This window comes from Actinomadura barringtoniae, assembly GCF_017573505.1.
Lineage (GTDB): Bacteria > Actinomycetota > Actinomycetes > Streptosporangiales > Streptosporangiaceae > Spirillospora > Spirillospora barringtoniae.
Map to the genome: position 1 here is coordinate 263,647 of NZ_JAGEOJ010000016.1, position 19,448 is coordinate 283,094.

Sequence of the window (19,448 nt, forward strand, 5' to 3'; positions counted from 1 at the left end):
CGGTCAGCGCATGTTCCGCAGGAACGCGGCGGCCAGCGGAGCGGCGACCTTCGGACCCGACTCACCGGCCTCGACGAACACCGAGAACGCCAGGTCGTCGCGGTAGCCGATGAACCACGCGTGCGCATGGCCGCCCGTTCCGAACTCGGCCGTCCCGGTCTTGCCCGCCGTGCCCGAGGGCAGGCCCGCCCTCGCAGCCGTGCCGCGCTCGACGACCGCCCGCATCATGGACCGCAGGCCGTCGGCGTTCGCGATGTCGTGCGGCGGCCGGATCGGATCGCCGGTCTCGCGGATCAGCTTGGCGTCCACCATCCGCGGCGAACGCCACGTGCCGTCCTCGACCGCCGCCGCGACGACGGCCATCATCAGCGGGCTCGCCTCGACCCGGCCCTGCCCGATCGCCGACTCGGCGAGCTCGGCGCCGCTGCCGGGCTCGGGGTAGCTCCCCCGTTCCGCCGACACCCCGGGCGTGATCGGCCGGCCGAACCCGAACTCCTCGGCGGCGGCCGACATCTTGCCCGCCTTCAGCCGTTCGACCGCCAGCCGCGCGAACGTGGTGTTGCAGGACTGGGCGAACGCGTCGCGCAGGCTGGCGTGGCCCACCGACTCACCGTCGTGGTTGTTGATCGTCCGCTGCGCGGTGACGACGGTCGCCGGGCACTCGGCGCCCGCGTTCACGCCCATGCCGTCGCCGAGGAGCGCGGCGGCGGTCACCACCTTGAAGGACGAGCCGGGCGGGTACGTGCCCAGGAACGCCCCCCGCCCGCCCAGCCGGTCGCCGATCCCGAGGATCTCTCCGGTGGACGGCCGCAGCGCCACGACCACCGCGTTCCGGGACGAGCCCGCGACCGCCTTCTCGGCGGCCGCCTGCACCTTGCGGTCCACGGTCGTACGGATCTTCTTGCTCTTGGCCGAGCTGAGCGTGGTCACCCGCTGCGCCGGACGGCCGCCGTCCGACACCTCGACGACCCAGGTCGTGGTCTCGGCGTCCTCGTCCTCGTCGTCCAGGCCGATCCGGGTGCTCAGCTCGCTCACGTACGGCTCCAGCGACCCGCCCGCTGGCAGGTCCTTGCCGTCGCGCGCCACGAACTTCACCGGCGGAACGTCGACCTGCCGGAGCTTCCACGCGGGCCGGGCCTTGAGCCCCGGATAGAAGACCGCGGGCGTCCACAGCACTCGCCAGTGGCCCTTCACCTTGCCGAGCCGCAACGTCGACCGCTGCTTCCACGACCCGTGCCCGGCCAGCTGCCTGTCCGCCGTGTAGTCGACGTGCGCCTGATCGGACCCCACCCGTACCAGCGGCCCCGGGCTCAGCTCCACCGAGCTGACCAGCAGGGAACGCGACAGCGCGCGGTGCTGGTCGGCGAAGTCGGCGGGCGGGTCGGAGACGAGCCGCTGCATCGTTCCGAACGAGCCGTTCTGCCAGGCCTTGAAATAGTCGGCTGACACCTTCTCGGGGCCAGGCTCGTTCTTACGAGTGAGAAGGAAACCGGCGACCAGCCCGCTGACGAGCACCACGGAAACCAGCCCGGCCAGGACAACGACACCACGCGCGCGCACATGCGCCTCCCCTGTCCCCCGAGCCCGACGACCGGGCCATGACCATGATCCTTGACCACTCGCAACAGGAGAGAGTCCAGTTAGTCACGTTTCTGTTGAGGTGTCGCCTGATGAGCCGTCAAGGCCTCCGAGTTAGGGGTTGCTCAGCCGCACCTTAAGTCCGCCCTAACGGCTATCTCATCCGCGCATTCGCGGCGTAACGTCATAGACATCCGGTCGAGAGCACGGAGGAGGTAGAGCCCCGATGGACATGGACACTCCTGGGGTGGCCCACCCGCCCTCCTCGCGGCCACGACCGGATGCCGGGGTCGTGCCCGGCGCTTCCGTCCACGCCTCAGCCGATCCGGCCACACTGGCTCCCTGCAAGGCGCACCTACCTCCAGGTTCTCCCCCACTAGGTCGCCGAGCCGGTCTCGCCCAGGATCGCCGCCCCACCTCGACAGGGGTAAGCGTGGAATTGGTCTCCGGAAGTCCCGGCACGACCCCACTCACGACGTGAGGTGAGCGCCCCCGCCATCGGCGCGGTGGCGGGGGCGCCACCTCCACCAAGGTCGTGAGGACGCGCGACGCGTGCCTGGTCCCGCAGGCCGCGCGTGTGCGTCGCCCGCGCGCCCGTCCCGGGGCGCGCCGCAAGCCGCGCGTGCGCCGTCCCCGCACGTCAGGCCGCACGCGCCGTTCAGCACGCCAGGCCGCACGGGCCCTTCAGCACGCCCGGCCGCACGCGCCGCCCCCCGCCCACGTCAGGCGCATTCGCCTAGGTGGCGTGCGGCTGTGGACGAGTGAAACTCCTAGGCCGGGTTGAGTAGGCGTACTCATGGCCGGGGCTCGCGGACGCGCGATGGTTGCTTCATGAGCACACCGCATCGTCGCGTGGCCGCTTCCGGCCACGTTCTGCGCCGCGCCGCCGGACTCGGGGCGCTGGTCGGTCTCGCCGCCGTCACGCCGGCGCTGATCCTCACGGTCGGACCCCAGGTACTGAACGCGTTGCGCCCCGGCGGCCTCATCGGACCGCAGTTGCTCACCGGGCTCCGGACCGGGACGTTCGCGGGCCTGCGCCCGGGCACGTTCACCGGGCTGCGGCTGCCGCCGATGCCCATGCCCCAGGTCGGCCCGGCGGACGCCGTACGGGTCTCGCTGATCAAGGCCAGGTGCCGCCGCGGAATCTCCGATTTCCGGGGAGATCGCCCGATATGATCACGGCGGCCCCGGGAGGCCGCATCCACGGGGGATCGCGAGAGCCGGCGCCTAGGGAGATCCAACGTGCGTCGCCTCGTCCGGTCCGCCGTGCCGGGAATCGCGTTCACCGTCGTGCTCGCGCAGACGGCCACCTCGTGCGGCGCCACCCACAGCACCTCCCGCAGCGCCGCCGACAGCACCTCCCGTAGCGCCGCCCTCGACGCCCCTCGCGGCGCCGCCCACAGCACCTCCCGCAGCGCCGGCCGCGGCGCCGCTCGCAGTGCCACTGACAGCGCCGCGGCGGTCAAGGATCCCGTGTACCTGATCCATGGCGTGCAGTGGGACGGCGGTACGGACTGCGAGACCGCGTGGAAGGACGGCAAGACCGCCCTGCGCCGCCAGGGCTTCAAGGGCCCGCTCATCACGTGGGGCTACTACCGCGGCGACCGGCACTGCACGACCGCGTACCAGGGCACGCTCAACACCTCGGTCACCGAACTGGGCCGCCGGCTCGCGTGGGAGATCTACAACCGCTACTCGCGGCACGGCAAGCCGGTCAGCGTCCTCGGACACTCCATGGGCGGCCTCATCACCGCCGCCGCGCTGGCGGGCGTTCAGAAGAGCGGCGGCAAGTCGCGGCGCTGGCCGCCCTACCTGCGGGTCCGCAACGCCGTCACGCTGAGCAGCCCGTTCAGGGGCGTGACCTGCGTGTACGCCCAGGCCCAGTGCAAGGATCTCAAGAGCGGCAGCTCGTTCCTGCGCTGGCTGGGCACCGCGCAGAATCCGCAGGGCCGCGGCGGCACGGACTGGACGCTCGTCGGGTCCTATGACGACAGCCGCGTGAGTGTGCGTTCGGGGCTCGGCACCAAGGCCAAGCACAAGGTCGCCTACCTGGCGGGCCAGCACATCACTCACACGAACATGCATCACCTCGCGGCGGGCGGGCATTGGCGTTTCCGCTACTCCAACAACTGGGGCGAGGTGTTCTACCAGACCGCCAAGGGCGGCGCCCCGCTCCGTGTGGCGGCCGCCGCCCTCTCCTCCGCCGCTCGCTGATCAGCGCCCGGTCGAGCCGTCGGCCAACTCTCGCAGGATGTCCGCGTGGCCCGCGTGCCGCGCGGTCTCCTCGATCATGTGGGTCAGCGTCCAGCGGCGGGACGGCCCTGACTTGCCTCGCTTGACCACCCGGGGGCCCGCTTCGGTGAGGTCGTCCCAGGAGGCGATCTCCTTGTTCGCGGCGGCGTTGGTCTCCTGGTAGGCGGCGAGGATGGATTCGGCCGTCTCCTCAGAGCTGAGGTGGAACGTTGCCTGCCAGTCCTTGACGTCCTCGCCCAGCAGCCAGCACCGCTCCACGTAGGTGAGGTGCTTGACCAGGCCGAGCAGGTTCGTCCCCGACGGCACGCCGGGGGCGCGGGCCTGGGCGTCGGGCACGCCCTCGGCCTTGGCCGCCACGGCGCCGCGCAGGTAGTCGAGAAAGCCTGCCAGTACGTCCTTCTCACCGGGCCCGGTCGACGGCGGCCCAGTGTCTCGCTTCCGCTTCGCGCTCATCACGCCCCTCCTCGCAGGTCGTCAGGGCGTCACCCTCGCTCAGGCCGCCACGGGACCGCACATAAAGTTGCCGATATGGCAAGCTCAGACGCGTCGGCGCGCTCAGAGGCGGGCTCGGCGGCAGGATCGGCGGCGGCAGGCTCAGTGGCGGACGAGACGGACCTGGTCCTGGACTCGGTCGGCCCCCGGTTGCGGGCCCTGCGCAACCATCGCGGGCTGACCCTGGCGGACCTGTCGGCCGCGACCGGGACCTCGGAGAGCACCCTGTCCAGGCTGGAGAGCGGCGGCCGCAAGCCGACCCTGGAACTGCTGCTGCCGCTGGCCCGCGTCTACGGCGTGCCGCTCGACGACCTCGTCGGCGCCCCTCGAACGGGTGACCCGCGCATCCACCTGAAGCCGATCAACCGGCACGGCATGACGTTCGTCCCGCTCACCCGGCGTGCGGGCGGGGTCCAGGCGTTCAAGATGCTGATCCCCGCCCGCCCGGAGCCGGCCGAGCCGACGCCGAAGACGCACGGCGGCTACGAGTGGGTGTACGTCCTCAACGGCAGGCTCCGGCTCCTGGTGGGCGACCGCGACCTGGTCCTGTCGGCCGGGGAGGCCGCCGAGTTCGACACCGCGCTGCCGCACTGGCTCGGATCGGCCGACGGTCACGCCGTCGAGACCCTCGTGCTGTTCGGCCCGCAGGGCGAGCGGGCGCACGTACGCGCCCGCCCCGCGCAGCAGCAGCCTTAGCCCACCTGCCCTAGCCGCGTTCCCACCACGCCAGGTTGGCGGCGACGTCGGCGAGCGGCTCGACGATCTCCCAGGCCTCGGCGATCAGCCCGTCCTCGAACCGCCAGATGTCGACGACCGCGATGGCCGCGTCGGTGCCGGGCAGCCGGCGCCGCGAGTACATGACGACGTGGTCGCCGCCCGCCAGCAGGTGCTGGACCTCGACCTCCATCCCGGCGATGTGCGGCAGCGCGGCGCGGACCTCGTCCAGCCACTCGGTCTTGCTCGAGGAGGTCGCGTCCGGCTTGTGGTGAACGAAGCCGTCGCTCAGCACCGGCGCGAGCGCCTCGACGTCACCGGTCGCGATCAGCCCTGCCATCGCCCGCTGAACGATGCTCGTGTTGTCAGTGATCATGTTGTCCGTGGTCATGGCGGCGAGTCTCACCTCGGCACGCGATGCTTGTCGATGAAGTCCCATTTCATGGCGTTCCGCACCACCATGAGTACGATCAACGATCGTGACGACGGTCGGGGAGCTCCTGCGGGAGTGGCGCCAGCTCAGGCGCGTCAGCCAGCTCGACCTCGCGATCGCCGCCGACGTCTCGGCCCGCCACGTCAGCCTCGTCGAGACCGGCAAGTCCAACCCGTCCGCCGCCATGGTCCTCCGGCTCGCCGACCAGCTCGACGTTCCGCTGCGCGACCGCAACCGTCTCCTGCTCGCCGCCGGTTTCGCGCCCCGCTACGCCGAACGCCCGCTCGGCGACGACGCCCTGTCGGCCGCCAAGCGGGCCCTCGAACGGGTCCTGCGCGCGCACGAGCCCTATCCGGCCCTGGTCTTCGACCGCCAGTGGAACATCGTGATGACCAACCGCGCCGTCGACCCGTTCCTGGAACGCGTCTCCCCCGAGCTGCTCAAGCCGCCGGTCAACCTCCTGCGGCTGGGCCTGGACCCGAGAGGGTTCGCTCCCCTGGTCGTCAACCTGGCCGACGTGCGCAAGGTCTTCGGGGCCCGCGTCAGGCGGCAGCTCGCCGCCTCCCCCGATCCGGAGCTGGCGGCCCTCTACGACGAGCTCCTGGCACCGGCCGAGGAGGGCGTCTCCATCGAGTCGGACGTGCTGATCCCGATGATCATCCGGCTGGACGGCCGGGAGCTGCGGCTGTTCTCGACCATCACCACGTTCGGCACTCCGCAGGACATCACGCTGGACGAGGTCGCGATCGAGTCCTACTACCCGGCGGACGCCGAGAGCGCCGCCCACTTCGAGAACCGGACGGTGGCCCAGTGAGGGTGCTCTGGCGAGGTCTGGCCGCGACGGGCCTGGCGATCGGCTTGATGCTGCTCGCCGCCTGGGCGTTCATCGCCGGCGGCGACGCCCTGGGCGCGATCCTGGCCGTCGTCGGCATCATCGCGACGGTGTTCGCGCTGTGCTGGCTCGCCGTCGCCGGAGACCGCTCGTTCCGTGGCACGGGCGCGGTGATCACGGTCGGGCTGCTCGCCACGATCTTCTACTACGGCGTCGGCGTGATCAGCGCCAGGGACGTCGCGGCCGTCGAGTGGGGCACCGACACCGACGCCGTCGTGGGCCACACCTGGACCGCGGGCACGGGCCGCAAGAAGGGCTACCACTGCTCCCTCGAGCACAGGGACGGCACCCCGTTCCCCCGCGACCTGGGCAGCAGTTGCAAGGGCTACGACACCGGCGACACGATCGGCATCGTCGCCGACGCCCACAACCGCTTCGCGCCCGTCCTGGGCCGGCGCAACGATCTGCCCGTCACGGCCGAGGCCATCGCCACCGGGATCGGCGGCGGCGTCCTGCTCCTGATGATCTGGCTGGCCGCCTACTTCGGCCGCCCGGGGCCCAGCTCCACCAAGCGCCCCGCAGGCCGTTCCGGCAACCCTGCAAAGCGCTGACCTGCGGCCTTAGCGCTTACTGTATGGGGCCTTAACAGAAACATAAGAACGATCACGGGCATGATCGCGGGCCCTAACGTGCCAAGTCCCCCCGCAACCAGGAGGACTTCTTGATGCAAGCACGACGTGCCGCGGCGGCCCTGACGATCGTCTCCGCGCCGATCGCCGTGATCGGCCTGGCCGCCACCCCCGCCATGTCCCACGGCACGATGCAGAACCCGCTCAGCCGCGCCCTCACCTGCTACCAGGAGGGGCCCGAGTCGCCGTCGTCGGCCGCCTGCAAGGCCGCGGTCGCCGCCGGCGGCACGCAGGCCTTCTACGACTGGAACGGGATCCGGATCGGCGACGTGGCCGGGCAGCACCGGCAGCGGATCCCCGACGGCAAGCTGTGCAGCGCGGGCAACGCCGAGTTCAAGGGCCTGGACCTGGCCCGCGCGGACTGGCCCGCCACCAGCCTGAAGCCGGGCGCGGACTACACGTTCCGGTTCAAGGCGACGGCCCAGCACAAGGGCGGCTTCCAGCTGTTCGTCACCAAGGACGGCTACGACCCGGCCAAGCCGCTGAAGTGGTCGGACCTGGAGAGCAAGCCGTTCCTCACCAAGGCCGACCCGCCCGTCCAGGACGGCGCCTACACGCTGTCCGGCAAGCTCCCGAGCAAATCCGGCCGCCACCTGATCTACGCCATCTGGCAGCGTTCCGACAGCCCCGAGGCGTTCTACTCCTGCTCGGACGTGGTGTTCGGCAAGACCGGAGGCACGAGCGGCGGCAGTGGCAGCGGCGGTGGATCGGCCACCAAACCGACCAGCCCCAAGCCCGGCCCGGCCAAGCCCGCCCACGACTGCCCGCCGACCGCGTCCACGGCCGCCCATGATCACGACCACGGCGCGGTCAACCTCAACAGCCGCCCCGCGGCCGGCAGCTCCCCCGACCAGACCGGGACCGCGACCGGCACCGCCCTGATCGCGGGAACGGTCGGGCTCACGCTCGGCGGCATCGGCGGCCTGCTCCTGACCGGCCGCCGCAGGCGCGCCGCCCAGGGCCGCCACGAGGCCTAGCCCCCAAGGACTGTGGGCCGCCCTCCGGCGCGCGGCGGGCGGCCCACATCAGGCGCGCCACACAACGGCACGTCAGGCGTTCAGAAGGGCGTCCAGGCGCGCGGACTGGATCTCCCAGCGCCACTCCCGCTCGATCCACGCGCGGCCCTGCTCGCCCATCGTGCGGGCCCGCTCGGGGTCGGTGAGCAGCGCGATGAGCTGGTCGGCGATCGCCTGGACGGAACGGCCCGGGACCACCACGCCCGTCTCGCCGTCCAGAACGGCGTCAGGCGCCCCGCCGGAGTCTCCGGCCACCACGGGCAGGCCGGTCGCCGACGCCTCCAGGTAGACGATCCCGAGGCCCTCCACGTCCAGCCCGCGCCGCCGCGTCCGGCACGGCATCGCGAACACGTCGCCCGCGTCGTAGTGCGCCGGGAGCTCCTCCCAGGGCACGCTCCCGGTGAAGACCGCCTCCACGCCCAGCGACGCCGCGGTCTTCTCCAGCTCCTCGCGGTACGGCCCGCCGCCGACCAGCAGCAGCGCCACGTCCGGGACGGCCTGCCGAACGCGCGGCCACGCGTGGATCAGCGCGTCCTGCCCCTTACGCGGAACGAGCCGCGACACGCACACCACCACGGGACGGCCGGTCAGCCCGTGCCGTTCCCGCACCTCGTCCCCGCCCGCGCCGCGGAAGTAGACCTTCTCGTCCACGCCCGGCGCCAGCCTGGCCATCCGGGCGGCCGCGGCGGGCGACAGGGCCCGCGCCATGCGGGAACGCGTGTACTCCCCCAGGTAGGTCAGGACGTCCACCCCGTCGCCGATGCGGCGCAGCAGGCTCCTGGCTCCCGGCAGGGAAGCCCAGCCCGCCTCGTGGCCGTGCGTGATGCCCACGAGCCGTTCGGCCCCCTGCCGCCGCAGCCCGCCCGCCAGTAGCCCCAACGGCGCCGAGGCCCCGAAGAGCACCGAGTCGCACCCCTCGGACCGCAGGATCTCCCCCGCCCGGCGCAGTACCGACGGCACCGGCAGCATGAGCGAGGTGGGATGCCGTACGACCGGATAGGGCTGCTGCGCGTCGAACTCCGCCGCGCCCTTCCACGCCGGGGCGTACACCACCACCGAGCCCGGCGGGCGCCGCTGCACCAGCCCCTGCACGAAGGTCTGGATGCCTCCCGGGCGCGGCGGGAAGTCATTGGTCACCACGAGCGTCTTGGTCATCAGTCCCTCAGCATACGAACGCCACAGCCGAGGCCCGCCGACCGGCTGTGCGGTCGGCGGGCCTCGGCTGTGGCGATGATCCGCGAAACGGGGCGGAACGGACCAGCCGCTGAACGGACTAGTGGCTGAGCTCCTTCGAGCTGGAGCTGGAGCCGTTGCCGGAACCCGCCTCCAGCTCGTGACCTTCGTGGCCGTTGCCGTGCCCGTGGCCGTCCTCGTGCTCCTCGACCGGGATGTCGTCGATGGTCCAGGCGCGGCCGAGGCGCGAGCGCAGGTGGCCGATCGGGCCCTTGGTGCCGGGCGCCGGGATGCCGTTGGCGTCGGTCTCGGGCGCCTCCGGACGGGCGTTCTCCTTGGAGAGGATCTTGATCTTCTCCTCTTCACGGGCGGGCTCGTGCCGCTCGTAGAACCTGCCGTCCGGGGTGGCGACGATGATGCCGCTCTCCACGCCGTGCCCCACGATGTCGGCGTCCTTGCGCTGGAGGCCCAGGCAGATCCGCTTGGTGATGATGTACGCCGCGATCGGCCCGATGAAGATGGCCGCCCGGAAGAACCAGGTCGTGGCGAACAGCGACACGTGGAACTTGTCGGCGAGGACGTCGTTCGCGCCGGCCAGCCACAGCAGCCCGTAGAACGTGACCGCCGCCATGCCGACGCCGGTGCGGACCGGGGCGTTGCGCGGCCGGTCGTTCACGTCGTGGCGGCGGTGGTCGCCGGTCACCCAGCGTTCCAGGAACGGCCAGACGCCCGCGCCGGTGAAGATGATGCCGAGCGGCACGGTCGCCGGGATCAGCACGTTCAGGCTGAGCGTGTGACCCCAGAAGTTGAACTCGGTGCCCTGCCCCGGCATCAGGCGCAGCGCGCCCTCCAGGACGCCCATGTACCAGTCGGGCTGCGAGCCCGACGAGATGGCGCCCGGGTCGTACGGGCCGAACTGCCAGATCGGGTTGATCTGGGCGAAGGTGCCGAGCAGCGCCACCGCGCCGAAGGTGAACAGGAAGTAGGCGCCCGTCTTGGCCATGAAGACCGGGTAGAACGGGTAGCCGTAGACCTGCTCGTTGGTCTGGTTCTTGACCGGCATCGCGGTGTGCTTCTGATGCCACATGATCATCATGTGCGCGGTGATCAGGCCCAGGAAGATGCCGGGGATCAGCAGGATGTGCAGCGTGAACAGGCGCGGGATCAGGTCCCCGTCCATGCCCTCGGGGAACTCGCCCCCGAACAGGAACATGTAGCCGTAGGTGCCGACCACCGGGATCGACTCCAGCACGCCCTGGGTGATGCGCAGGCCCGTACCCGACAGCAGGTCGTCCGGCAGCGAGTAGCCGAACAGGCCCTCGAGCATGCCCAGCGTGAACATCACGATGCCGATGATCCAGTTGATCTCACGCGGCTTGCGGTAGGCGCCGGTGAAGAACACCCGCAGCATGTGCGCCATGATCGAGCACATGAACAGGATCGCCGCCCAGTGGTGGATCTGCCGCATGAGCAGGCCACCGCGGACGTCGAAGCTGATGTGCAGCGCCGAGGCGTAGGCCTCGGACATCTTCACGCCGTTCAGCTGCCGGTACGAGCCGTCGTAGACGGTCTCCTGCATGCTCGGGTGGAACCAGAGCGTGAGGAACGTGCCGGTCAGCAGCAGGATGATGAACGAGTAGAGCGCGATCTCGCCCAGCATGAACGACCAGTGGTCCGGGAAGACCTTCTTGACGTTGCGCTGGAAGAAGCCGGTGGACCCGAGCCGCTCGTCCAGGAAGTTCAGCGGACCCTCGACGGCCTTGGGAGCCTCCGCCTTCGGAGCTGCAGCTTCGCTCATGACGTCTTACCTCGCTCCCAGAAGCTCGGGCCGATCGGCTCGTCGTAGTCGTCGGTCGCGATGATGTAGCCGTCCTCCACGCTCAGCGGCAGCTGGGGCAGCGGACGTGCCGCCGGGCCGAAGACCACCCTGGCCGCGTCGGTCGCGTCGAAGGTGGACTGGTGGCACGGGCACAGGATGTGGTGCGTGGTCTGCTCGTACAGGGCCGCCGGGCAGCCGACGTGCGTGCAGATCTTGGAGTACGCGACGACCCCGTTGATGTGCCAGTTCTCACGGCCCTTCTTGGGCTTGAACTCGTCGGCCGGGACGTTGATGAGGATGGTGACCGACTTGGCGATCTGGTTGAGCGCCTCCTCGGTCTCCTCGACGCCCTCCGGCAGCACCGTGATCATGCCGCCCGGGGTGGCGAAGTCGCTCACCCGCAGCGGCCTGTTGGTGCCGTCGACGACCAGCCGGACGCCCTTCTTGCCCTCGGCCTTGGCCTTCTTGACGGCCTCGCCCCAGTAGGTGTGGCGCAGCCGCTTCTTCGGCAGCGGGCCCAGGTCGCCGAGCAGGAAGATCGGCGCGAGCCCGAGCGGGGCGGCGGCCAGCAGCAGCGTCCGGCGCAGCAGCGGGCGCTTGGTGATCCCGCTGTCGGCGGCGCCCTCGAGGAAGTCCTGGTTGAAGGCCTCCCGGGTCGCCTCGTCGGTCTGCAGGTCGTGGCGCTCCTGGATGATCGGCTTGCTGGTCATCAGGCGCCGCACCCAGATGGTGACGCCGATGGCCATGGCCATGAAGGCCAGCGTCATCATGCCGCCGAACCAGAGGTTGGACTCCCTGGTCCTGCTGACGCCGTGCATGCCGCCGTCGCGGCCGCTCCAGCCGATGTAGTACGCGATGAACACCACGCTCGCGGCGAACGCGACCAGGAAGAGCGTGGCGACGATCCGCTCGGCCTTCTTGGCCGACTTCTCGTCGAGCTCGTCCGCGGTGTCCGCGGCGGGTGCGGGCGCCTCGTCGGCGCTCACCAGCGCCTTGCCCGTGGCCGGCGACGGGGTGCCGATCACGCGCTTCGGCGTTCCCTCGCCCTCGTGCGGCTGCTCTGCGCCGCTCGTGTCCTTGTTGTCGTCGCTCATGACTTCTTCAGCTTCTTCGGCTTCTTAGCGGTGATCCACATGGCCGCGAGGACCAGCAGGCCGATCCCGATCAGCCAGCCGGCCAGCCCCTCGGAGACCGGGCCGATCCGGCCCAGGCCGTTGCCGCCCGGGTTCGGCTGCTCGCGGGTCTGGACGAGGTAGGCGATGATCGCCTGCTTGTCCTGCGGGGTGAGCGTGGTGTCGTTGAACACCGGCATCGCCTGCGGGCCCGTGAGCATGGCCTCGTAGATCTGCGTCGGGGTGACGTCGCTGTGGCTGAGCGGCGGGGCGTACTTGCCACCGGTGAGCGCACCGCCCTGACCGGTGAAGTTGTGGCACTGCGCGCAGTTGGTGCGGAACAGCTTCCCGCCGAGCGCCGCGTCGCCCGTCTTGGGGTCGCCGATCTGCTCCTTGGTGGGGACGGCCGGGCCGCCACCGAGCGAGGCGATGTACTCGCGAAGGTCGGCCAGGTTCTTCTCGGCCTGGGCCTTCTGCTTCTCCGCCGCCTCCCGCTTCTCCGGCTCGGAGTAGTCGGTCTTGATCTCGGTGTTGAAGTCGGGGATCGGCTTCTTGCGCGGCATCTGCGCGCCGGGGTTCATCGCGGGCATGCGGCCCGTGCTGACCTGGAAGTCGACCGCCGCGGGGCCGACGCCGAGCAGGCTCGGCGCGATCGGGTTGCCCTTGGCGTCCTTGGAGCCCTCGGCGTTCAGGCCGTGGCAGCTCGCGCAGTTCTTGTTGAACAGCTGCTGGCCGTTCTTCAGGTCGGCGGCCGCCTGCGCGCCGTTCGCCGCCTCTGCGCGGTCAGTCTGCGGCGAGAAGCCGGCGTAGATGACGCCGATCGCCGCAAGGGCCGCCAGCACGACGGCGTAGCCCGCCCAGGGGCGCCGTCGCCATGCGGTGATCCTTTTCACGGATGTCCCCGTTCGGGTCTTGTCGTCGGTTGAGGTCGAGCTCGTCATGCGGTCACTTCAGGTCGAGCGGCGTTCATGCGGCTACTTCAGGTCGAGCAGGTAGATCGTCGCGAACAGGCCGATCCAGACCACGTCGACGAAGTGCCAGTAGTACGACACGACGATCGCGCTCGTCGCCTGCTCATGCGTCCAGCGCTTGGCGGCGTACGTTCGCCCGAGAACGAACAGGAACGCGATCAGGCCGCCCGTGACGTGGAGGCCGTGGAAGCCGGTGGTCAGGTAGAAGACCGAGCCGTACGCCGAGGAGGACAGCGTGAGGCCGTCGTCCTTGACCAGCGTGAAGTACTCGTAGCCCTGACCGGCGACGAAGTAGGCGCCCATGAGGAAGGACAGCACGTACCACTCGCGCAGGCCCCAGCGGCGGAAGTTGAGCAGCCCGCCGTCGCGCCCGACCTTGCCCGCCTCCGCCTTGAACACGCCCATCTGGCAGGTCACGGAAGAAAGGACCAGCACAGTGGTGTTGACGGCGGAGAGGGGGAGGTTCAGGTTGGCGCCCGGCCACGAGTCGTGACCCTGCTGGCCGATGGTGACCGAGCGGATCGTGAAGTACATCGCGAACAACGCCGCGAAGAACATGAGCTCAGACGACAACCAAACGATCGTCCCCACGCTGACCAGATTGGGACGGTTCGCCCTTGCGTGGGGTGTTGTCTCTATCGCGGATGCTGTTGCCACGGGCGCCATTATTACGTCACTCGGTCCAAGACCGACGCATGACCCCCCTTCTGGAGTTCCCGAGCGTGTTGCCCTCCCCCTCCGGCACCACCCCTCTCAGGCCCCCGAAAGCCCGTCCCACAAGGGGTTTCGACTCGTTCCGAACCCCCCGAAACTCGGCCCGACCGATCACCACCGACGTCCATCTCGTGCGCCGGGGACCGAACCGGTAGCCTTCTCCGCATGAGTTCCACCGCTTCCAGCGCGGAGAGCGCGATGAAGGTTCTCGTCTACAGCGACGACGCGAACACGCGTGAGCAGATCCGCCTCGCCATCGGCCGCCGGCCTGCCGCCGACCTGCCCAAGGTCGAGTACGTCGAGGTCGCGACCCAGCCCGCCGTGGTGGAGCGGCTCGACAAGGGCGACATCGACGTGGCGATCGTGGACGGCGAGGCCCAGCCCGCGGGCGGCCTCGGCGTGTGCCGGCAGGCCAAGGACGAGGTGTACGACTGCCCGCCGTTCCTGGCGATCATCGCGCGCCGCGACGACGGCTGGCTGGCCACCTGGTCCCGCGCCGACGCCGTGGTGAGCCTGCCGCTGGACCCGATGGCCCTCGCCAACGGCGTGGCCGACCTCATGCGCTGGCGTGCCGACAACCGCCTCCCCGCCCTGTAGCCCACCCGACTTGGGGCTGCGCGCCCCAGCGCATCCCCCGCACTGAGACCCACCCTGGGGGAACGATGGACGCGCGTACGACCTGGCCGGCCCTGCTCAACGCCCTCCTGGACGGCGAGTCGCTGTCCAGCGCCGAGACGGCCTGGGCGATGAACCAGATCATGTCCGGCGAGGCCTCCGACGTGCAGATCGCCGGCTTCGCCGTGGCCCTGCGTGCCAAGGGCGAGACCGTGGCCGAGGTCACCGGCCTGGCCCAGGGCATGATGGAGAACGCCACCCCGATCACGGTCCCCGGCCCCATCGCCGACCTGGTCGGCACCGGCGGCGACCGCGCCCACACGGTCAACATCTCCACGATGGCCGCAGTAGTCAGCGCCGCCGCCGGCATCAAGGTCGTCAAGCACGGCAACCGCGCCGCCTCCTCCTCCTGCGGCGCCGCCGACCTGCTCGAAGAACTAGGCGTCGCGATCGACGCCACTCCGGCCCAAACAGCCCAGGTGGCCGAGGAGATCGGCATCACCTTCTGCATGGCGCCCCTCTACCACCCGGCCCTCCGCTACGCCGGCAAGGTCCGCAAGGAACTGGCCACCCCCACCGTCTTCAACTTCCTGGGCCCCCTCACCAACCCCGCCCGCCCCAAGGCCCAAGCGGTAGGCGTCTTCCACCCCCGCATGGCCGGCATCGTCGCAGGCGTCTTCGCCGAACGAGGCTGCTCCTCCCTGGTCTTCCGAGGCAACGACGGCCTGGACGAGCTAACAACAACCGGCCCCTCCACGGTCTGGGTAGTCCGAGACGGCACCTCCACCGAAACAACCTTCAACCCAGCCGACCTGGGAATCCCTCCCGCCAGCCTCGAAGACCTCCGAGGCGCCGACGCCCCCTTCAACGCCAACGTCGCCCGAGAAACCTTCGCCGGCCGCCAGGGCGCAGTCCGCGACATGGTCCTCCTCAACTCCGCCGCCCTGATCGTCGCCTCCGACGGCGCCCCCACCCCCGACAAGCTCACCGAGTCCCTGGCCGCCGCTACCGACCGAGCCGCCGAAGCCATCGACTCCGGCGCCGCCACCGCCCTCCTAACCCGCTGGATCCAAACCTCCCAGCGCCTAAAAACCACCTGACCGCAGCGCCCTCGCCACCAAAAAGGCATCGCCCTCGCTAGCGCTCGGACAGCCTCCCCAAGCTGGGGGCAAGCCACCAGGCCCCCACCCCTCAAGTGGTTCAACCCCACGCGTCAACCAAGGCTTAGTCTTGCCCTCTCATGCCAATCCCAGGAGCGCTCCGGGCCTACCTGATCTACCAGACACAGTGAGTCGAGCAACACACGACCGCGCGGAAAACCGCGGCCAAGAGCCTCGATGATCTCCGCTGCCGAGCGGGATGACGTGCTGTAAGCCACGGTGATGTGCGGCATCCACGGGTCGCTTTCGGGTAGGCCCCCGTGACCGGTGACAGCGAAGGTCGCGGCTCGGGCCGCCTCGCGAACCGGAGCGACGGCCTTGACCGGCTCGACCGCGAGCATGATTGCTTCGGGGTGATACAACACGCGTCCAATTTCCAGCTGTCGCGCCGGAACCCCCGCAAGTCGACGACGTCCCTCAGCCACCAGTGCTTCAAGTGCCGGTTCGTCAAGGTCTTGGGTCGGCCCCACCACAAGACTGGTGACGTGCAGCCACTCCAGGGGAGTGAAATGGAGCCCGTCGGCGAAAGGCTCCAGGCGTTCCTGAGCGCGCTGGACCATGGCCACGACCTCTGGCTGATCACGCAGAAGCGCATGCCAGTACAGCATCCCTTGCCCAGGCTGCTGGTCGCTGCGCTGCCGCCAACGATCAACCAGGTGGGTGGGCAACGGGCTCACTTGTCCTCCGTGACGTGCAGCGGCAGAGCAGCGGCTTTGAACTCGTGGAGGCGACCTTGGATGTCCCGCGCTTCCCGGCTGTGGAGGAACCGACGCTGGCTGAGTCTCTGATCGAGCTGTGCCAGGTATCGAGTGACTGTCGCGATCCGGTACTCGGGCGCCAGCGTAAGCATGGGTGCGATTTCGGCTGCGGCACTGTCCAAGGCTCCCTTCATGACGTAGGCAATACCTGCGCCGATACGTATTTGGGCCCACGTAGTCCTGGTGCTCGGGGGCGAAGGTGCATCAGACCAGCTCATGTCTGCCATGGCCACTCCCCGTAGAGCCACGTCAGGATCGCCGTTCCGCAAGGCGACCGAGATCGCGAACACGGCTTGACGAGACACCGGGCATGACCAGGCCGAGATTGAATCGTCCTCGCCTGCCGAGGCAGCCGCATGTTCGGCACGCCCGATCGCCTGCCGGGCCCGCGCGGCGTCGCCCGATAGCGCAGCGGCATTCGCTTCTTGATATGCGAGCAGGATCCTGATCGAGGTCGGTGGACTGCGCCGGAATCCTTCGGCGGCAAGATCAGCTGATTCTGTGAGACACCCCATCCAGCGAGCGGTCTTGGCCTGCGCGCTCATCGCTCTTGCCTCGTTCGCCCCCGCTTCCTGAGCGAGTTGCCTCGCCACCCGGCCGAACGCCTTGGCTGAACCGTCCCTCTCAAGGTCGCCCAGGAGCAGGCATGCATGGGAAAGGAGATCCGAATCGATCCGCAGCAGCTCATGCGTCTGCCACAGCCGCTGACGTCCCGACCGAAGAAGTTTCTGAACCCGGTCGTGGAGGAGCGTGACGTCGGCTAGGACCTGAATGGGCGGCCGGCGGCTGTGGTTCTCCGCGAGGGCCCCTGCAGCGTCGGCGAGATGCAAGAGACCCTCGCTACTGACATTTGTTGTCGCGATCCACGCTCCGAGACTCTCGGCATCGTGCTCGGTAGGCAGGCCGACCGGGTCTGCTCGATCGTCCCCGAACAACGCCTCATGGCTCATGCCGAAGGCACGGCAGTAGAGAGTTGCGTACAGCTCGCCCGGGCAGTGATCACTGGCCTCGTAAGCGCGTACGTATCGCTGGATACTGGCGAGGGACGGGAGGGACGGCCTCGTCTCGTCATCGGCTGCGTTGCGCAGCATGGTCGCCATCGTCTTCTGGCTCCACAGCCGAGACCGGCGTTCATTTCGGAGGCGGATCGCCCAGGCCGGCAGCTCGGTTGGCACTGGCACCACGATCTTTCGGCACTCGATGTGGATCTCGTGTCCTGAAGTATCCCCTTCCTCGCGCTCGGTAGCCATCAGATCCTTCTTGTCAAAGCCACAGCGACCGGCGGCAGGGAAGGACGGGAATGCGGCTCCCAGCAGAATCGAGCTCGGATGATCTGAGCTGGCGGCTCCGGCTGATAGCGGACATGAGGATGATCCGCGTGCCCCGCAAGCTGGCCGAGATCACGCTTGAGAGCTGGGGCCTCACGCACCTCAGGCTGCCCGTGACCAGCGTCGTCTCCGAACTGGTCACCAACAGCGCGAAAGCGGTGTCCAGCGCGGAGATAGAGGTCAGCCTCCACCTTCAAGACGCGTGGCTCCGCTTGGAGGTCTGGGACTCCTCGAATGTCATCCCTGATGTGCCCATTGAGCTGGATCTCGACGCCGAAGACGGCCGAGGGCTATGGGTCGCTGCCCATCTCGCCGACAAGTTCGGCATCGATCCACAAGCACGTGGCGGCAAGACCATCTGGGCGATGTGGCAACACGACCCTTCTGGCGGCGATCAGGGTGAGTCGCACTGCCCGTGAACGCCCGTTCTGAGGGTTCAGAGCGCGGCAACCGGCCGCGTCCCGAGGCTCTAGGAGGAGCCCATGACCATCACAGTGGAGCGATCAACCGAGGCCGCCGGCGGCAAGGATCCCCGCGGGTTGGTCGCGGTGGAGGTCTTCGACCTCCTGGTGGCCGACATCATCAAGGGCAGCCACGTCACGCAGCAGTACGCGGAACGGCTGATGGGCCAGGCACTGGTCTTCCTCAAGGCTCAGGCCAACATCATGCGGGCCTTCGATACCAACCCGGGCGAGTGGACCCGGATCGTGCCCTCGGTGCCGGTGGATGAAGGCTGGCACGCGTTCATCAAGCGTTCGCAGCCCTACCTCGCCTTTGGCGAGGAGCACGCCGGCCGCTACATCCATCACGTCCCGGTCCTGGATCAGGACATCTTGTCCGGGGCGGCGCTGGCCCGGACCGTCCCGGCGCTCCATGCCACTGGATACCACGTCGACATGGAATTCTGGGACAACGAAGGAGCAGGCTGCTGTCCACCCGAGTGCAGTTCCCCGGGCGGCGGCTGACCAGCCGACGGGTGGAGATGCGCAGCGACTGGAGCGAGCTTCCTGACGAGGTCCGGGACGCTGTCGAGGACCGAACCGGCCCCATCGACAAGGTCCAGCCTGCGAGTGCGGGCATCCATGCGGACATCGCGTCCACGGTAAGTTCCCCGCAGGGCAAGACCTTTGTGAAGGCTGCAAGGAAGCTGCCGGACCAGGATGGCCCAGAGGTTCGGTCGCTGCGTAGAGAAGCCACCATCACGCCGTACATGTCCGAGCTCGCCCCTCGGCTTCTGTGGAAGGTCGAGGTCGGGGGGTGGCTCGCGCTCGGGTTCGATCACGTGAACGGCCGGCACGCAGACTACGCCCCAGGCTCCCCAGACCTTGCCGTCCTGGCAAAGATGGTGAACCAACTCCAGAACATGGCCTGCCCTGACGCGGTGGAGATGCGCGTCGAACGACGCTGGAAGACCCTCGCCGACGACGTGACTGCGATCGCAGGCAACGCCCTGCTCCACACAGACCTCAACCCCGCCAACATCCTGCTCACCCCGGACGGCCGGACCTACGTTGTGGATTGGGGCTTCACCTCACGCGGGGCCCCCTGGATCGAAATGGGCCAGATCATCCCGTGGCTGATCAGGGCCGGGCACAGCCCGGCCGAGGCAGAAGACTGGGCTGGCCAGTTCACCTCCTGGACCACCGCCGACCCGGCCGCCATAGACATGTACGCACGCGTGTCCGCAGAACGATGGCGACGGCACAATGCAGTCAACCCCACCTCCCGGGAGCCTGGATACTTGAAGGTCGCCCGGCAATGGGCCGACTACCGGCGACGCCGTTAGTGACG

General features: G+C 69.4%; 21 protein-coding genes. 11 read left to right on the top strand and 10 right to left on the bottom strand.

All coding sequences use genetic code 11. From position 1 onward, the window contains the following. Window positions 1-3 precede the first annotated feature (3 nt). Window positions 4-1,560, bottom strand: coding sequence for a penicillin-binding transpeptidase domain-containing protein (locus J4573_RS36035; protein WP_208260558.1), 1,557 nt, complete (start codon window positions 1,558-1,560; stop codon window positions 4-6). Window positions 1,561-2,409: 849 nt separating this feature from the next. Between J4573_RS36035 and J4573_RS36040 the strand changes: the two genes are divergently transcribed. Together J4573_RS36040 and J4573_RS56350 are read left to right on the top strand one after the other, a co-directional pair. Further along, the gene (locus tag J4573_RS36040; RefSeq protein WP_208260559.1) at window positions 2,410-2,754 is read left to right on the top strand and encodes a hypothetical protein; all 345 of its coding nucleotides are present in this window, start codon (window positions 2,410-2,412) and stop codon (window positions 2,752-2,754) included. 66 nt (window positions 2,755-2,820) lie between these two features. Continuing rightward, on the top strand, window positions 2,821-3,792 hold the full coding sequence (locus tag J4573_RS56350; RefSeq protein ID WP_208260560.1) for an esterase/lipase family protein: 972 nt from the start codon (window positions 2,821-2,823) through the stop codon (window positions 3,790-3,792). Here J4573_RS56350 and J4573_RS36050 read toward each other — a convergent pair whose 3' ends face one another. Beyond that, a complete protein-coding gene (locus tag J4573_RS36050) occupies window positions 3,793-4,284 on the bottom strand; it encodes a DinB family protein (RefSeq protein WP_208260561.1) in 492 nt (163 codons plus the stop codon). It lies immediately after the preceding gene. 144 nt (window positions 4,285-4,428) lie between these two features. On the opposite strand from J4573_RS36050, the gene J4573_RS36055 reads away from it, so the two are divergent. Further along, window positions 4,429-5,019 carry a helix-turn-helix domain-containing protein gene (locus tag J4573_RS36055; RefSeq protein ID WP_307797175.1) on the top strand — a complete coding sequence of 197 codons (591 nt, stop codon included), beginning with the start codon at window positions 4,429-4,431 and terminating at the stop codon, window positions 5,017-5,019. A 10-nt stretch (window positions 5,020-5,029) separates the two neighbouring features. Here the strand turns inward: J4573_RS36055 and J4573_RS36060 are convergent, their stop codons facing one another. Then, complete coding sequence (locus tag J4573_RS36060; RefSeq protein WP_243774079.1) at window positions 5,030-5,428, bottom strand: nuclear transport factor 2 family protein; 399 nt, start codon at window positions 5,426-5,428, stop codon at window positions 5,030-5,032. Between the two features lie 88 nt (window positions 5,429-5,516). Here J4573_RS36060 and J4573_RS36065 point away from each other — a divergent pair, with 88 nt between their 5' ends. The 3 genes from J4573_RS36065 to J4573_RS36075 all read left to right on the top strand — a co-directional run bounded on the left by J4573_RS36065 (window position 5,517) and on the right by J4573_RS36075 (window position 7,968). Continuing rightward, window positions 5,517-6,284 carry a helix-turn-helix domain-containing protein gene (locus J4573_RS36065; RefSeq protein WP_208260563.1) on the top strand — a complete coding sequence of 256 codons (768 nt, stop codon included), beginning with the start codon at window positions 5,517-5,519 and terminating at the stop codon, window positions 6,282-6,284. Continuing rightward, entirely contained in the window at window positions 6,281-6,913 is a 633-nt protein-coding gene (locus tag J4573_RS36070; protein ID WP_208260564.1) for a hypothetical protein, read from the top strand. Before J4573_RS36065 ends, J4573_RS36070 begins: the two co-directional genes overlap by 4 nt. A gap of 113 nt (window positions 6,914-7,026) precedes the next feature. Further along, window positions 7,027-7,968, top strand: coding sequence for a lytic polysaccharide monooxygenase auxiliary activity family 9 protein (locus J4573_RS36075; protein WP_208260565.1), 942 nt, complete (start codon window positions 7,027-7,029; stop codon window positions 7,966-7,968). 72 nt (window positions 7,969-8,040) lie between these two features. Here J4573_RS36075 and J4573_RS36080 read toward each other — a convergent pair whose 3' ends face one another. The 5 genes from J4573_RS36080 to ctaE form a co-directional block, all read right to left on the bottom strand. After that, window positions 8,041-9,162 carry a glycosyltransferase family 4 protein gene (locus J4573_RS36080; protein WP_208260566.1) on the bottom strand — a complete coding sequence of 374 codons (1,122 nt, stop codon included), beginning with the start codon at window positions 9,160-9,162 and terminating at the stop codon, window positions 8,041-8,043. A 118-nt stretch (window positions 9,163-9,280) separates the two neighbouring features. Then, on the bottom strand, window positions 9,281-10,978 hold the full coding sequence (gene qcrB, locus J4573_RS36085; protein WP_208260567.1) for a cytochrome bc1 complex cytochrome b subunit: 1,698 nt from the start codon (window positions 10,976-10,978) through the stop codon (window positions 9,281-9,283). After that, on the bottom strand, window positions 10,975-12,093 hold the full coding sequence (gene qcrA, locus J4573_RS36090) for a cytochrome bc1 complex Rieske iron-sulfur subunit (protein WP_208260568.1): 1,119 nt from the start codon (window positions 12,091-12,093) through the stop codon (window positions 10,975-10,977). The genes qcrB and qcrA overlap by 4 nt, the downstream gene beginning before the upstream one ends. After that, entirely contained in the window at window positions 12,090-13,004 is a 915-nt protein-coding gene (gene qcrC, locus J4573_RS36095; RefSeq protein WP_208260569.1) for a cytochrome bc1 complex diheme cytochrome c subunit, read from the bottom strand. The genes qcrA and qcrC overlap by 4 nt, the downstream gene beginning before the upstream one ends. An 81-nt stretch (window positions 13,005-13,085) precedes the next feature. Beyond that, window positions 13,086-13,748 (bottom strand): aa3-type cytochrome oxidase subunit III, encoded by a 663-nt coding sequence (gene ctaE, locus J4573_RS36100; RefSeq protein ID WP_208260570.1) that lies wholly within the window; start codon window positions 13,746-13,748, stop codon window positions 13,086-13,088. Window positions 13,749-13,961: 213 nt separating this feature from the next. Between ctaE and J4573_RS36105 the strand changes: the two genes are divergently transcribed. Then, window positions 13,962-14,393: a response regulator transcription factor gene (locus J4573_RS36105; RefSeq protein ID WP_208260571.1), complete on the top strand. Its 432-nt coding sequence runs from the start codon at window positions 13,962-13,964 to the stop codon at window positions 14,391-14,393. 65 nt (window positions 14,394-14,458) lie between these two features. Next, complete coding sequence (gene trpD / locus J4573_RS36110; protein ID WP_208260572.1) at window positions 14,459-15,511, top strand: anthranilate phosphoribosyltransferase; 1,053 nt, start codon at window positions 14,459-14,461, stop codon at window positions 15,509-15,511. 113 nt (window positions 15,512-15,624) lie between these two features. Here trpD and J4573_RS36115 read toward each other — a convergent pair whose 3' ends face one another. Both J4573_RS36115 and J4573_RS36120 read right to left on the bottom strand, forming a co-directional pair. After that, on the bottom strand, window positions 15,625-16,248 hold the full coding sequence (locus J4573_RS36115) for a 2'-5' RNA ligase family protein (protein WP_208260573.1): 624 nt from the start codon (window positions 16,246-16,248) through the stop codon (window positions 15,625-15,627). Next, window positions 16,245-17,579: a hypothetical protein gene (locus J4573_RS36120; protein WP_208260574.1), complete on the bottom strand. Its 1,335-nt coding sequence runs from the start codon at window positions 17,577-17,579 to the stop codon at window positions 16,245-16,247. Before J4573_RS36120 ends, J4573_RS36115 begins: the two co-directional genes overlap by 4 nt. A 128-nt stretch (window positions 17,580-17,707) precedes the next feature. Here J4573_RS36120 and J4573_RS36125 point away from each other — a divergent pair, with 128 nt between their 5' ends. The 3 genes from J4573_RS36125 to J4573_RS36135 all read left to right on the top strand — a co-directional run bounded on the left by J4573_RS36125 (window position 17,708) and on the right by J4573_RS36135 (window position 19,443). Further along, the gene (locus J4573_RS36125; RefSeq protein ID WP_208260575.1) at window positions 17,708-18,076 is read left to right on the top strand and encodes an ATP-binding protein; all 369 of its coding nucleotides are present in this window, start codon (window positions 17,708-17,710) and stop codon (window positions 18,074-18,076) included. A 63-nt stretch (window positions 18,077-18,139) separates the two neighbouring features. Continuing rightward, window positions 18,140-18,622, top strand: coding sequence for a glycine-rich domain-containing protein (locus tag J4573_RS36130; RefSeq protein WP_208260576.1), 483 nt, complete (start codon window positions 18,140-18,142; stop codon window positions 18,620-18,622). 17 nt (window positions 18,623-18,639) lie between these two features. Further along, on the top strand, window positions 18,640-19,443 hold the full coding sequence (locus J4573_RS36135) for a phosphotransferase family protein (protein WP_208260577.1): 804 nt from the start codon (window positions 18,640-18,642) through the stop codon (window positions 19,441-19,443). Window positions 19,444-19,448 lie beyond the last annotated feature (5 nt).